Here is a 15,374-nt window from a genome sequence, read left to right on the forward strand (position 1 = left end):
TTATGGAGGGATCATGATGAAATTAACAAAGAAAGCTGCAGGATTTATCGTACTAGGTGCTTTACTAACGGGGGCATTAACGGGCTGTCAGTCCAGTGATGCTCCATCTCCAGCAACCGGACAGAACACGGCAAATGAACAAAGCAAAGGCGAAGGAGCAACCAATTCTACTGCGCCTGCTTCCGAAAATTCGGAAGAAAAGGGTACTGAAGCGATTAAGGAAGGTTCGATGGAGAAGGAAAACAATGTGGTGCTGAAGGAGCTTGCTTTTGTCTATAATGAGCACACCATCGCAATTTCGGATACAGCGAATGAAGAACAGATGGAACAGATGCTGGGCAAACCCGATAACCTGAAATCTCACACGTACAGTGCCGACGATGGAACCAACATGGATACGTTAATCGGTTTTACAGAAAAAGTGTACACCTATCCTGGTCTGGAGATTAAAACAATCAGTATACCGGAGGGGAAACAAGACTCCATCTTTCATATTGAAATCACAGATCCCAAGTACGCGACAGTCCGAAACATTAAAGCAGGAGACAGTCTGGACACACTCAAAAATGCCTACCCAGAGGGGAAACTCCTTGGTGATGGAGCTCCAGATGAGGAGGATGACTTCCGTTACGAGCCATCCAATTATGTGGATGTGATGTCGTTTCATATCAAGGATGCCAAGGTGGAGAGCATTCAGATCTACAGCCTTCTGGACTAATATCAATGTTGGTAAGCCATTCATACGATTCACCTTTCATACCTGAATAAAAATTAAAAGTTAACCCTCATGCATATCCTGAAAAGGAGTATTGAGGGTTAACTTCGTTTTAGGACTTTTAAATGAAGCGCTGCTTGGGCAAATGAAGAAGTAAAACATGAGCAACAATCGATGATTTTGCAGCATTAGATAACATTCCATGAATACATATTATTTTTCCAAAAAGGATACCATCCGGAAGCGGGATTGCCTCATAGTGGAATCATGAAATTGCCCATACGATGGGAAAAGTAATCGGACAAGAAGCAGCTGCAGCGGATACTTTGATTGTTCTGATACCTGCGGTAAATTCAAATGGGATCGACAGTTCCAATATCATCGATAACAAATGTTTACTTTTGCTTACTTGGGTGAATATAAGGTTATGCAAGGGTTCGTTAATTCATTAATAAAGGAGTATTGATCATGAGTAAACGTTTTGAGTCGAAAGTTGTTTTGATTACTGGAGCAGGCTCAGGTCTGGGACAAGCAGCAGCACTTGAAATCGCAAAAGATGGTGCCAAGCTGTCTCTCGTTGACCTTAATCAACCTGCACTTGAAGAGACCAAAAAATTGATTCTGGAAGTTGCACCTGAGACAGAAGTTCTTCTCCTTACTGCTGATGTATCAGATGAGCAAGCTGTTCAAAAATATGTAGATGATACGGTCCAAAAGTTCGACCGCATCGATGCTTTCTACAACAATGCGGGGATCGAGGGTACACAGGCTCCTACAGCTGAATATGACAGTAAAGTGTTTGACAAAGTCATTGACATTAACCTCAAAGGTGTCTTTTATGGCATGAAATACGTTCTTCCAGTGATGAAAGAACAACAATCCGGTTCGATTGTCAATGTCGCATCGGTTGGCGGAATTCGCGGAGTTCTGAATCAGGCGGCATATGTCGCAAGTAAACACGCGGTATCGGGTATGACAAAAAATGCAGCAATCGAGTACGGACAATATAACCTGAGCATCAACGCGATCGCTCCAGGGGCGATTATGACTGCGATGGTCGTGGGTTCCCTTAAACAAATTGGTGGCGAAGAAGGATGGGAAGAAGCCGGCAAAGAATTTGTTAGCGTAAACCCTAAGAGACGTTTTGGTAAACCAGAAGAAGTAGGTCGTCTTGTTTCCTTCCTGCTATCCGGCGAATCCGAATTTATTAATGGTGCTGTCATTCCTATTGATGGTGGACAATCGAACCAATACTAATCACTTGAAAACTCTTTTTAGGCAATGTAATGATAAGGACTCCTAAAATGAAGAAAAAGAGCAAGTCATCCAGAGATGGCTCGCTCTTTTTTTCGTTGAAAGACAATGATCGACGGTTCTTCACATTCTGATGCACCGATTGCCAGCTTTCGAAAAATAGAGCCGTTGACAAAAGGGGTTACACAGGTCACCACCTAAAGGTGGATGCCAACGAACAGAATCCTGGAACTGCACAATTCTATAGCAAAATGGGGTTGGTACAAATTGAATGCTCCGAATTTGATGGTCGTATGCCTAATATAAATATTTACCTCTTGCATAAAGAACGTGTGTTCGGTTTATAATATATACAAACATACGTTCTCAAATGTACAGGAGTGATTTCAGTGTGGACTAAGCAGCGAACCATCATGCTCATTGATATGCAGAGCTTTTATGCTTCAGTCGAAAAGGCAAAAATGCCCCAATACAAAAATAGACCACTCGCCGTTGCAGGCGATCCAGCAAGACGTTCTGGCATTATCCTTGCCGCTTGTCCATTGGCCAAAGCTAAAGGTGTATCTACCGCGGAACCACTCTGGCAGTCTCTTCAGAAATGCCCTGAATTGATCATTGTAAAACCTCACATGCAAGAATACATCGAAGTTTCCACCCAAATCATGTCCATTATTGAGGAATTCACCGATCTGGTCGAGCCGTACAGTATAGACGAATTATTTGCTGATGTTACAGGGTCTATGCATCTATTTGGTAATGATCCAATCGATCTGGCCAAACAAATTCAAGACAAAATCTATAATGAAACAGGGGTCTACGCCAGAGCAGGCATTGGTGAAAACAAAATTATCAGTAAATTATGCTGCGATATGATTGCTAAAAAAGCGGTGGGTGGCATTTTTCACTTAAAGAAAGAGGAGTTACATCTTCACATTGGAGATAAGCCGATCCGCGATATGTGGGGAATTGGCTCAAGAATGGAAAAACATCTATGGAAGATGGGCATCCGAACCATTAAAGACCTGGCGAATACGCCTCTTACCAAATTAAGAAGCAAGTGGGGCGTTAATGGAGAAGTCATCTGGAGAGTCGCCAATGGACTCGATAATTCGCCGGTAACGGTCAACACGCACAGTACACAAAAGGATATCGGAAACGGAATGACCCTGCCTAGAGATTTCTCAGAAGCATGGGAGATCGAAGTAGTTATCCTCGATATCTGTACAGAAGTGTGCAGAAGAGCCCGTAAAAAAGGGCTGATGGGTAGTGTCATATCTGTGAGTGTATCAGGAGCAGATTTTGATCACCCAACTGGTTTTCACAGGCAGGTTAAACTGTCTGATCCTACAAACATAACCGTTGATGTGTGCAAGATCGCCAAACGCATATTCCATCAACACTGGGATGGGCAACCGGTGCGCCGTGTAGGCGTATCCCTGTCTCAATTATCCGACGCGGATACATATCAACTATCTTTCTTCGATGATCAAGAGCAGAAACGAGCCATTGATCAGGTGATGGACGACATTAAGGATCGATTTGGCGACATTGCCATTCTGCGAGCGAGCTCCATTACGGCTGCGGGTCAAGCAATCGATCGAGCATCTAAAATTGGGGGGCATTACAAATGAGCAAAAAACTTGAGGCCAATGGATTATGGGAATCGAGCCGCATGATGCTTCCACAACATAAAGAACGAATTATACAGCATCGTACTCACATTCACTATCAAACGAAACCTATACTCCATGAAGATGAGTGGGAGATTATTGCTCAACATATAGAAATGTCGCTCAATTATACGCTGCAAGCCACCATTGAAGTATTTCATGAGTCCGGCAATCGGTATATACATGGGATCGTCACTTCCGTCAGTACCTTTGGAAAGAAAATCAAGATTGAAATGGAAAATGGATTTGAATGGGTCGATTTTGATCAATTGGTCGCTGTAAAACTTGAAGAGGGAGGTTTGTAAAGTGAGACAGACTTCTGAGGAACTTTTACTCGTGAAGAGAGTGGTAGAGCTCCCTTATCTTTTAGGTGCGCTGGAAGTAGATAAGCATAAAATATACGCTTCGAACTTTAAGATGAAATCGGTGTATATTGACTATTTGGACGGTACCCAAAAGAAAATTGCTGTAGAGATGTACAAATTAAAACAAAGTTTAAAGCAGCATCATATCAAAATTATAGATGAAAAGAGATCCCAGCTGAGTTTAACGGTAGATTATTCTGTAAGAGGTTATCTTCATAAAATGACACTATTGTGGAGCAAAGTGAAAGTGGATGTAACTTTAATGCTGACTGAACATATGAATGTTGATATCACCGATATGACAACATGAACATGTAATCAGAGCGGGATACGGTATATAAAAGCATAGGGTGGATATAATACATCTATAACCATTGTTTTCTTCTCCCGATTTGGGTAAACCGACCTTTGTAGTTCAAAGGGTCGGTTTTTTTTGTCTCAGATTTTTATGGATTGGCATATCGAGCCATATAAAATGAGAGAAATCAGGTTAGTTCAATAAGAATTGCGATATTTGGCACCTAACCTGTATTTATCTTGACAGTAATTGGGTCCAACTCGTAATATTTGAACTGGAGATGTAGGAAAGGGGACTCGCCGGACAATGTGGACTTCCTTGTAATGATTATCTAAACTGGATCGCTCGACTTGGTGTTTTGGTTATTACCACACGCCTCGTTTGTGATGCCGATCTGCAATCATTCAAGGGACGCGAGAAACCGTTTGATCAAACCCGGGCGCGGATACTTGATGTATCCGTTTTTGTTATACCTAGGATAATTCCATCTTCAATAAAAATGGATTTCTCCCTCCCTTATTAAACGGAGGAAATAAAATGACCAAACTACATGGAAAAACCGCTATCGTGACAGGCACAAGCCGCCCTGGAGGGATCGGAACTGCCGTCTGCCGCACGTTGGCACATGAAGGCGCTAATGTGTTCTATACCCATCTGTACGATTACGATAAGATAGAGAATCCGGGAGATGCCGACAAGAACTGGCCGGATCTCTTCGCTGAAGAACTTCGATCCTATGGCATTAAGGCAGCGCATATGGAGGTCGATCTTACCGATCCCACTTCTCCAGCGCGAGTGCTTGATGCGTGCCGGTCGGCTGTCGGGCTGCCGACCATTCTCGTCAACAACGCTACGTACAGCGTATCAGCTGATTTCCGTCAATTGAATGCATCACTGATCGATGCGCACTGCGCCATGAACATTCGAGGTACGTTCATGCTATCGGCCGAATTTGCGCGTATGCTGGAGGTTGAACTGGCAGGCCGTCAGGTCCTTTGCGGTGGCAGGATCATCAACCTTACGTCGGGTCAGGGCAAGGGGCCGATGCCTGGCAATCTTGCTTATGCCGCAACGAAAGGCGCCGTCTCCACCTTTACCGAATGTCTATCTGCTGAACTAGCTCCTTTTCACATTACTGTGAATGCGGTTGATCCCGGTCCTACTGATACGGGTTGGATGTCAGAAGAAGTGAAAAAAGCCTTGCTACCGGGATTTCCGATGGGCAGGATCGGTCTTCCTGAAGATGTATCCCGTTTAATTGCTTTTCTGGCAAGTGATGATTCCCAATGGATCACCGGTCAAATCATACATTCCCGAGGTGGGTTTAATTAGGAAGGCAGTTCGTTAACGCACGGGAAACAATAGTTCCATAAAACCGAATAAGGCCGCTGATTAACAGGATCGGCGGCCTTATTTGATTACTAAGCAGTAAAGTTTAGTTATAATCAACTTTTATCACCAGAAAATAAAGTCTGCTTGGTAAAATTGTGAAGTAAAAATCACATTAACTGGAGTGGATACTATGCTTTCTGAGGAAGATTACGCGAAGGTAGCGAAAGAAGCTTTACATCAATACCCAATCATTTGGGAAAAACTTGTGTATCTCGGAAAGAGTGATAATGTTACATTTCAAGTTCAGACCTACGATGATAATCAAAAGTATCTTATCAAAATCCATATCTCAACGATTTCCATTCACTCAAAAGGGAATGTTGCATCAGAGCTTATTTGGCTTGAAGCTTTGGTTAAAGATACAAATCTCGTCGTACCTGCCCCTGTCAGAAATTTTCAAGGTGATCTGGTAACAGAAATATCAACTGATCTTAGCGAAAATACAGTCATGGTGACTATTCATCATTGGATTCATGGAAGTGTGCTTAATAGAGAGCCAACAAGTAATGAAACTGAAAATTTGGCTCTCTTAATGGCGGCTCTACATAAACATTCTATGCAGTGGAATCCACCTGAAGGCTTTAATAGACCAATATACAATTCTGATCATTTATATTCATCACTTAATCAATTAAAACAGTTAGTAAATTTGAAGCTTATCTCAAGTGAAGTGTTTGTTTATGTGGAAGAGTCAGCCCACAAAATAGCGAATGTGATACAAAGTCATAAACGTTTGCCAAGTAATTGGGGAATTATTCATTCTGACCTTCATGAGAGTAACTATGTTTTTTATGAGGATATTCCTCGACCTTTAGATTTTTCAAATTGTGGCTATGGCTTTTATTTATTTGATATGGCTGAAACATTTATGCACCTATCATCTGAGAATAGGAAAGTATTTATTTCATCGTATAGCGAAGTAAATCAACTACAAGAGAATTATTTCGAATTATTAGAAGCATTCTTTATTTGGTCAATAATCAGGACTTTTGCATTCCATTCTCTAAATTCAAATGAACAACCATCCTTATCGGAAAATTTCCCATCAGTTATTCAGAACTATTTTAGAAAGTATCTTAAAGGAGAAAATTTTTTATTGAACTGACGGCGAAATTATAGTTTAACGAAACTAAGAAGCAGCCGACCAAATTAATCGGCTGCCCTCACGACTAATTTACTCAGACCGATCCGGATGATTTCTTCATTAATCGAACAACTGAAATCCAAAGAAGAGGCCGTAATCATGAACACGACTTCTGCGCTTGAATTCTATACGCTAGCAAACATGAGGGGAGCATAATTAATGTTTGATGACATAGATTTCTCACCAGGAATTATTGCTTACAATGGAACGGAATTCTTGGATCAAGAAGATATTTTTCAAGTTAGATACAATGAAGGAAGGAATATTATTATTGATGTTGGCTGGTATAAGAAGGAGTTTGCTGTGGTTATAATTAAAGATTATGATTGGGATAATCCACTAATGGAAAAACGATGTGTAGACGTGAATAAGTTACATGACTTGGTCCAAGAGTGCTCTGAATATGTAAGGGAAATAATAGGATGGAGATAGTTGACGCTTAATAGAGTAATACTGCAGCTGAGAGTAATAATCTCCAAGTGATTTTAGCCATCACCATGCACCATCCATTTAACTGCCAGCGATAACAAAATATTGTTGAGAGAAACGAACTAGTATGGACAAAAACACTGGCCCGAATCGTTAATCATTCTAAGATTATCGGTTCGGGCCTTTTTGATGAAAGTCGCTGATGTCGCAGCATCTCTGATCAGGATTATCCACTATACAACAGATTTACGTCTCCGCCTATTAACGTCTTCGGAACGCTCCAGCGCGCGCCAGAGCATAGAAAATCAAGAGAGCAATCACGGACCCGACGATCGCGGGTATGATATGAAATCCACCCACTACCGGCCCCCTCGGTCCCAACAGTTCATACCCTAACCATGATCCAACAAAACCAGCAATGATATTTCCGAGTACGCCTCCCGGCACGTCCCGTCCAATCAGATTTCCGCTTAACCAGCCAATTATCCCACCGACAATAAGTATCCAGATTAAATACACAAATTGGTCTCCCTTCGGTTGATTTATTACAAGTTATGTTTCGTTAGGGGGAATGTTGCGGATGATCTATCATGAAACCATTTCCATTTTAATCCAAGGATAGTAAAATCGGTTGTACCACTACTCATATAAATGCTGGTGAAGATGGGATAAGGATGACCAGTATAGAAAGGAGGCACTTAGGTGTTCATGTTTCGAAGACTTTCTATTGTAGCTGTGTTGATGATGTGCCTGATGTCAGGTTTGACTGCTTGTTCTGAGTCAGAGCAAGCGGAAGATGGGCACGCTTCGACAAAGGCTAACTTCACGGAGCAGATACAGGGCCTTAATCTGAATATGGAAGTACCGTCATGGAAGCTGAATACCACCCCCGTGAATCTAACCTGGTTCGTTGGGGCCAAATGGTTCGGGCACACATGGGGTGAGAGCCTGAATTCCAAATATGTCACCGAAAAAACAGGGGTTAATATCGAATTTGAAGTAGCCACTGGTGAACCAAGCGAGAGGTTATCACGGATGTTGACGACTGGTAGTCTGCCGGATTTGATAACCATCGGCTCCTGGGAGAGTGCAGTTAACAAACTCCGGGAGAGTAATCTCATCTATGCCCTGGATGAGTTAGCCAACCAGTATGATCCTTACTTTTTCAAGGTAGCAGGTGATGGTGCTCTACAATGGTATCGGCAGGAAGATGGCCACACCTACGTCATTCCCAATGATGCATACAGTCCCGAACAAATGCGTTCAACCGGCTTGACGGGAGCAAACCAAACCTTTCTCGTGCGTAAAGATCTTTATGAATCGATGGGTAAACCGGACCTTAGCACACCGAAAGGTTTTCTAGATGCACTGCAATTGCTGAAGAATCAATATTCGGTTTATAAAGGCCAGCTGATCAGTCCATTTTGGGCACAGGGTAATGCATCCTATGGCATGACCGAATATTTGCAAAATTTGCTTGCCATCCCCCACGAACAGAACGGTAAGGTATACGACCGAATGACAGATCCCGATTATATTCAGTGGATGAAAACATTTCGTACCGCTTACGAGCAGGGCCTGATTAATGTTGATTTTCTGGTCGACTCCAGTGCACAGGTGCAGGAAAAAACCAACCATGCCCAATATTTTATGATGATTCGGGAATGGACAGACATATCGGACCTCAATGCGAAATTGGAAGTCCTCACGAATCAGAGTTCAACCTATATTGCTGTAGATGGACCCCGGAACAGCAAGGGAGAATCCGCCAAACTGTTCCCCGGCAGCATGGACGGCTGGATGGTTACGATGATTAGCAGATCCACGAAAAACCCTGAACGAGCCATCCGATTTTTGACCTATCTGGCCAGCGAAGAAGGCCAACGGGATTTATTTTTGGGCAAAGAAGGTGAAACCTGGGCGATGGAGAACGGTAAACCGCAGTTAACGTCGGCAATGGTCCAGTTGTATGACACGGATCGGGAGCGGCTGGAAACGGATTATGGCATTATAGATACCTACTGGATGCTGCGAAACCCTGCTTTCGTTAACCAGTGGAGACCAGAGCATACCCCATCCATTAAGCAAATGGAGGCGTTCGCCAACCAGCAGGCCGATGTGGACAGCGGTATCTACAAGGGACTTGATCCTGTAGGGGAGTCCGATATAGCGTTAGCCTGGTCACGTATCTCCCAGAATTGGGAAGAGGTGCTGCCAGAACTGATTACAGCGAAAGATGAAGCAGCCTTTGACAAAATTTTCGAGAATTTTCTGATACGTCGTGTGAACTACGGCTTTAACCAGGTGATGGAATATCGCCAGGCTGAACTGGAACTGCGGAAAGCCAAGATAGCCAGATAACCATTCCCTAATATAGGGTACCAATCAGCTAACTAGTAATATAGGGTATAACAAAGGTGGTGAATACATCCGAATGAAATACCTGCTGACGAGATTGAGGAAGCTTTACCGCAATGCCCGTATATCCCAGAAGCTGTTCCTGGCATTTAGCCTGATGATTGCCATACCTGTTATTTTGATATCCTTTGTGTATATCCGCATGCAAGAAAACCAGTTATATAAGGACATTATGGCAACGGGCAACAGTCACGTTTCATGGCTGAATGAACAATTACGCAGAAGAATGGATATGATTGAGAACGCTTCCAACACAGCACTCACTCAAAAGTCATTTGTCGATTTTATTCATTCCAATATGATTGTGGATGGACTGCGTCTGGTAAAGTTTAAGCAAAACCAGTATGAACAAATGCTTAATATCATTCAAAGCAATGCGATGATCAGTGAGCTTAGCTTTTACGTCGATAACCCAAACCTGTATGAAATCTGGCCTGAAATCTATCATTACAAGAAATTTTCGCCGCAGGATTATTGGATAAAGCTTCGGGACGAAGGCGGTACGGCTTACCGCTTATTTTCTTTTAGAGATGGTGAACACACATTATCCTACTACCGTCTGGTCCGCCTTCAAGGGCAGGAACAAAAACGCCCTAGTATTATGGAAGTGCGCGTCCCCCACAGCATGTTTTTCAGCGACTTACTACAGGAGAACAAGGGGGACTTCTTCTCCGTGTTGATGAACGCAAGCGATTCTCCCCAATATGTTTACAATCCCCAGCATGAGTTTTCGGAGAAGTATGGGCAGGAACTGGAGGAGATCCTCGGCGGTATTTATCACCAACTGGATGTATCGCTACAGGAAAACCCACTTCAGGTTAAGGTAGGAGATCAGAGCTACTATGCATTGTATCGATACATCGCTCCGTTGAACACATATGTGGTCGATATTGCTTCTCATCAGGCATTGATGAAAGGGCCGCGCAGCTGGTATGCATTTGTGGTAACGATTACATTATGTGTATTGCTGCTGATTATGCTACTCGTATCCCAAACGACGCGACGTATTTTCCGGCGGTTGGACAGCGTACTGGTATCCATGCGTCAGGTAGGGAAAGGCGAGCTGGATGCAATGATTGATACAGGCCTGGATGAGAACGAAAGAGGAGATGAAATCGATGAGGTGGCGGTGAATTACAATGATATGTTACAAGAGGTCAAACGTCTAATGACACAGGTCGTGGATAAGCAGTTAATTGCCAAAAACGCTCAGTTGCACTCCCTGCATTCGCAGATCAACTCCCATTTTTTATATAACGCGCTGGAATCGATTCGAATGGTTGCAGAGGTACAGAGGCAGCCTGCCATAGCCAAATCATTGGTGTCGCTCGGCTCCCAGCTACGCTACAGCATGCAGTGGCGCAGTGATACCGTTGCTTTACAAGAGGAGCTTGCCAATATCCGAAGTTATATTGAATTTATCAACTTTATGGAAGGCGGCAGTATTGCTATGACGGCGGATCTTCCTCAGGAGATACTTCGCTACGCCATTCCCAAGATGTGTATGCAGCCCATCGTTGAGAATGCAATTCATCACGGGGTACCTTCAGGCGGCAGGCTATCGGTGGAGATCACCTTTTCTGTGGAGAATGACAGCCTGCTTTTCATTAACATAAGAGATGACGGAGAGGGGTTAGAGCCTGAGGTGTTACACCGTCTTCAAACCGTATTGCGGAGCGAATCGGATACGCCGATGGTTACGAGCAGGAGCGGACTTGGTTTGGAAAACGTGAATAAGCGGTTACAGCTTCATTATGGCAAGAATTGCGGTCTTTGGATTGATAGTGTGCAAGGTGCATATACCTGCGTAACGATACGTCTGCCTTGGGAAAATGAAAATCTTGGAGGGTGGTAGAGCATGATTAATATCCTGATTGTGGACGATCAAAAACACATTCGTGACGGCCTGCAGAACATGCTGCATCAATTCCCTCTGGAGCTGAACAAAATATATTGTGCCGCCAGCGGGATTGAGGCCCTGTGCCTATTACGACAGCATTGCATTCACATCGTTATTACCGATATCAGGATGCCGGATATGGATGGGTTGGCACTCATGGCTCAAACCAAAGAGGAATCCATGGATGTGGAATACCTTATTATCAGCGGTTATAGTGATTTTACATATGCCCAACAAGCGATCGGGTTTGGGGCAAAGGGCTACTTGCTAAAACCTGTGAAGCGAGAGGATCTGCAAAATTCCCTGGAGCATGTATGGAAAGAAATCCAGGTCCGGCAGGCACTTACGCAAAATATGCAGCATGTATCCCGTCTCGCTCAAGAGACCGATCGTAAAGAATTAAGAATGTTTATGCAAGGGGCGTTAAGTGATGACGCATGGATTGTTCAGGTTGAAGAACAACATGATGCGTTATGGCGTAATTATCGCCTGGCCCTGCTGCGGGAAGACGTTTGCATGAACAAGCCTGGAGCCAGCAGCGCCCATAGCATGGAAGCCATTGCTTATCATGTGTTTGGCAGACAAGGTTGTATTTGCCTGCAACATCGCCCATACCTGATTCTTGCGGTGGATGCGTCCATAGATGCAAGTGTTCTGCCTGCAGCGCTCAAGGAAGGAAAGATCGATGCCATAACGGCCATGACCAACCCGATTCAGGGGTTAAAAGAACTACCCAACAGCTATACCCAAGTGCTTGAGCTCTATCGCAACAGTTACCTGTTTCCTGATCAGTCCAGTATCTTCCCAGCGCATATTGAGCACATGGAGCAGCAGTGGCAACTTCCCTATGAAGACTTGTATGAACTGTTCCAGTCGGTTGGAACAGATAACAGTGGAATCATGACTCAGGGTATTTCTGCACTATTTCACAAAAAGGTGCTGCAACGCTATCCTATTCGCTATACCCAACAGCTCTGCGCCGCCACCGTTCAGATGATGGAGGAATACGAACGAGTTATCCGCCCTTATATGGGGGAGGAAGAGCTGGATCTTGAATCATTGCGTAATCTCTTTGATTATCCAGGGATGCGTGATTATATACAGGCACTGCAACAGCAGCTGCTTCGACTGAATCAGTTCTATTATGACTATAAATGCAGCTATCGCCATTCGCAGGATCTCAATGAAGCCATTCGTTATATTCACGAGAGTTACCACAAACCGCTGGACCTCGCGATGGTATCCAATCATGTATCGCTTAATTATGCTTATTTTTCAAATCTGTTTAAGAAGAATATTGGTAAAGGCTTTGCTGAATACCTGCGAGATGTGCGTCTGGATAAAGCCCGGCGGCTTCTGGCCGAAACCGATCACAAAATTGTTGAGGTGGCGGCTATGGTCGGCTATGAAAGCTACAAAAGCTTTACACGCGCGTTCCGACTTGTGATGCAGATCCAACCCACAGAGTACCGACAGATGATGCGGCAAAAGGCAGATTGAATCAAAAGCCAAAAAAATGGGATACGACAAAAACAATTGTACCTTTTCAGCAAATTAACCTATTCGATAGAATAAAGATATCCCTCATGTAAGCGATTACCTTAATGCGCATGGATTGGGAGAATCTATTATTCTATTAAAGGAGGGCAATGATGAAACCATCTCATTTTACGGAGAAACGATTGATGAAAAAGGCACTCGGTATATTGCTTGTGGTTGTGATGTTGGCTAGTGCCGGCATACTGCCAGCGTCAAAGGTTCAGGCAGCAGGAAGTACCGTAACCTCAATGGAGTACTTCTCGCCAGCAGACGGGCCAGTTATTTCAAAATCAGGAGTTGGCAAGGCCAGCTACGGATTTGTTATGCCTAAGTTCAATGGAGGCTCTGCGACATGGAATGATGTTTACAGTGATATAGGCGTTAATGTAAAAGTGGGCAACAACTGGGTTGATATCGACCAGGCAGGTGGATATATCTATAACCAAAACTGGGGGCACTGGAGCGATGGCGGCTTCCATGGCTATTGGTTCACCCTTTCCACAACAACCGAGATACAACTGTACTCCAAAGCGAATGGTGTGAAGCTGGAGTATCAACTTGTATTCCAGAACATCAACAAAACAACCATCACAGCAATGAATGCGACACAGGGTCCACAGATTACAGCAAGCTTCACAGGCGGTGCAGGCTTTACATATCCAACGTTCAACAACAATCCTGCGGTCACTTATGAAGCTGTTGCGGATGATTTGAAGGTGTATGTCAAACCTGTAAACAGCAGCACCTGGATTGATATTGACAATAACGCAGCCAGCGGCTGGATCTACGATCAAAATTTTGGCCAATTCACGGATGGCGGAGGCGGGTACTGGTTTAACGTAACGGAGTCGATCAATGTCAAATTGGAATCAAAGACTTCTTCGGCTAACCTTATTTATACCATTACGTTTAATGAACCTACACGAAATTCATATGTCATTACGCCATACGAAGGAACAACCTTCACCGCAGATGCTAATGGTTCCATCGGGGTCCCGCTACCGAAAATTGATGGAGGGGCGCCAATCGCCAAGGAACTGGGCAATTTTGTATATCAAATTAACATCAATGGGCAATGGGTGGATTTGAGTAACGCCAGCCAGAGCAAATTTGCATACTCCGGTAATGGGTACAACAATATGTCCGATAAGAATCAGTGGGGATACTGGGCCGATTACGTCTATGGACTTTGGTTCCAGCCAATTCAAGAGAACATGCAGATTCGTATCGGCTATCCACTGAACGGTCAGGCGGGCGGAAGTATTGGCAACAACTTCGTCAACTATACCTTTATCGGCAATCCCAATGCTCCGCGTCCGGATGTATCCGACCAAGAGGATATCTCCATCGGAACGCCAACCAATCCGGCTATCGCGGGCATGAACCTCATCTGGCAGGATGAGTTTAACGGAACTACGCTGGATACAAGCAAATGGAACTATGAAACAGGATATTATCTCAACAACGATCCCGGTACATGGGGGTGGGGTAATGCAGAGCTGCAGCACTACACAAACAGCACCCAAAATGTATATGTACAGGACGGGAAGTTGAATATCAAAGCCATGAACGACAGTAAATCTTTCCCGCAGGACCCGAATCGTTATGCACAGTATTCTTCAGGAAAGATCAACACCAAGGATAAACTGTCCTTGAAGTACGGCAGAGTTGATTTTCGTGCCAAGCTTCCTACAGGTGACGGTGTATGGCCAGCGCTGTGGATGCTTCCACAAGACTCGGTATACGGCACTTGGGCTGCATCAGGTGAAATTGATGTGATGGAAGCGAGAGGCCGTCTGCCTGGATCCGTAAGCGGTACTATTCACTTTGGTGGACAATGGCCCGCGAACCAGTATTCGGGTGGCGATTATCACTTCCCGCAGGGGCAAACTTTTGCCAATGATTATCATGTATACTCGGTAGTCTGGGAAGAGGACAACATTAAATGGTATGTGGACGGCAAGTTTTACTATAAAGTCACTAACCAGCAGTGGTATTCCGCAGCTGCACCGAATAATCCGAATGCACCTTTCGATGAGCCGTTCTACCTCATTATGAACTTGGCAGTCGGCGGAAACTTTGACGGTGGCCGTACTCCGAACGCATCTGATATCCCGGCGACTATGCAAGTGGATTATGTACGCGTGTATAAAGAACAGTAATAAAACAGCTGTTTTCGCAATGAACAAACCGTTGATCTGGTGATGATCAACGGTTTGTTTGTTCATTTGTCTGCGCGAGCTTGAGCAT

Annotated in this window: 13 protein-coding genes; 12 read left to right on the top strand and 1 reads right to left on the bottom strand. The window is 44.1% G+C overall.

The annotated features are described in order from the left end of the window. Nucleotides 1–13 precede the first annotated feature (13 nt). The 8 genes from ACTHPG_RS10720 to ACTHPG_RS10755 all read left to right on the top strand — a co-directional run bounded on the left by ACTHPG_RS10720 (nt 14) and on the right by ACTHPG_RS10755 (nt 7,270). A complete protein-coding gene (locus ACTHPG_RS10720) occupies nt 14–718 on the top strand; it encodes a hypothetical protein (RefSeq protein ID WP_440389225.1) in 705 nt (234 codons plus the stop codon). Between the two features lie 465 nt (nt 719–1,183). Continuing rightward, on the top strand, nt 1,184–1,972 hold the full coding sequence (locus ACTHPG_RS10725) for a glucose 1-dehydrogenase (protein ID WP_440389227.1): 789 nt from the start codon (nt 1,184–1,186) through the stop codon (nt 1,970–1,972). A 410-nt stretch (nt 1,973–2,382) separates the two neighbouring features. Further along, on the top strand, nt 2,383–3,600 hold the full coding sequence (locus ACTHPG_RS10730) for a DNA polymerase IV (protein ID WP_440390220.1): 1,218 nt from the start codon (nt 2,383–2,385) through the stop codon (nt 3,598–3,600). Beyond that, nucleotides 3,597–3,944, top strand: a complete 348-nt coding sequence (locus tag ACTHPG_RS10735) for a YolD-like family protein (RefSeq protein WP_440389229.1) — start codon at nt 3,597–3,599, stop codon at nt 3,942–3,944. The genes ACTHPG_RS10730 and ACTHPG_RS10735 overlap by 4 nt, the downstream gene beginning before the upstream one ends. Before the next feature lies 1 nt (nt 3,945). Continuing rightward, on the top strand, nt 3,946–4,314 hold the full coding sequence (locus ACTHPG_RS10740) for a hypothetical protein (protein WP_421890035.1): 369 nt from the start codon (nt 3,946–3,948) through the stop codon (nt 4,312–4,314). 525 nt (nt 4,315–4,839) lie between these two features. After that, the gene (locus ACTHPG_RS10745) at nt 4,840–5,634 is read left to right on the top strand and encodes an SDR family oxidoreductase (protein ID WP_440389231.1); all 795 of its coding nucleotides are present in this window, start codon (nt 4,840–4,842) and stop codon (nt 5,632–5,634) included. Nucleotides 5,635–5,824: 190 nt separating this feature from the next. Next, complete coding sequence (locus ACTHPG_RS10750) at nt 5,825–6,799, top strand: phosphotransferase enzyme family protein (RefSeq protein ID WP_440389233.1); 975 nt, start codon at nt 5,825–5,827, stop codon at nt 6,797–6,799. 198 nt (nt 6,800–6,997) lie between these two features. Next, nucleotides 6,998–7,270, top strand: a complete 273-nt coding sequence (locus ACTHPG_RS10755; RefSeq protein WP_440389234.1) for a hypothetical protein — start codon at nt 6,998–7,000, stop codon at nt 7,268–7,270. 258 nt (nt 7,271–7,528) lie between these two features. Here ACTHPG_RS10755 and ACTHPG_RS10760 read toward each other — a convergent pair whose 3' ends face one another. Next, nucleotides 7,529–7,786, bottom strand: a complete 258-nt coding sequence (locus tag ACTHPG_RS10760) for a GlsB/YeaQ/YmgE family stress response membrane protein (RefSeq protein ID WP_440389235.1) — start codon at nt 7,784–7,786, stop codon at nt 7,529–7,531. A gap of 189 nt (nt 7,787–7,975) precedes the next feature. On the opposite strand from ACTHPG_RS10760, the gene ACTHPG_RS10765 reads away from it, so the two are divergent. The 4 genes from ACTHPG_RS10765 to ACTHPG_RS10780 all read left to right on the top strand — a co-directional run bounded on the left by ACTHPG_RS10765 (nt 7,976) and on the right by ACTHPG_RS10780 (nt 15,286). Then, the gene (locus ACTHPG_RS10765) at nt 7,976–9,628 is read left to right on the top strand and encodes an extracellular solute-binding protein (RefSeq protein ID WP_440389237.1); all 1,653 of its coding nucleotides are present in this window, start codon (nt 7,976–7,978) and stop codon (nt 9,626–9,628) included. Between the two features lie 73 nt (nt 9,629–9,701). After that, nucleotides 9,702–11,540, top strand: a complete 1,839-nt coding sequence (locus tag ACTHPG_RS10770; protein WP_440389239.1) for a sensor histidine kinase — start codon at nt 9,702–9,704, stop codon at nt 11,538–11,540. A 3-nt stretch (nt 11,541–11,543) separates the two neighbouring features. After that, a complete protein-coding gene (locus ACTHPG_RS10775; RefSeq protein ID WP_440389241.1) occupies nt 11,544–13,085 on the top strand; it encodes a response regulator transcription factor in 1,542 nt (513 codons plus the stop codon). Nucleotides 13,086–13,237: 152 nt separating this feature from the next. Next, the gene (locus ACTHPG_RS10780) at nt 13,238–15,286 is read left to right on the top strand and encodes a glycoside hydrolase family 16 protein (RefSeq protein WP_440390221.1); all 2,049 of its coding nucleotides are present in this window, start codon (nt 13,238–13,240) and stop codon (nt 15,284–15,286) included. The last annotated feature ends 88 nt before the right edge of the window (nt 15,287–15,374 follow it).

The organism is Paenibacillus sp. SAF-068, from assembly GCF_051967555.1.
Taxonomy (GTDB): Bacteria; Bacillota; Bacilli; order Paenibacillales; family Paenibacillaceae; genus Paenibacillus.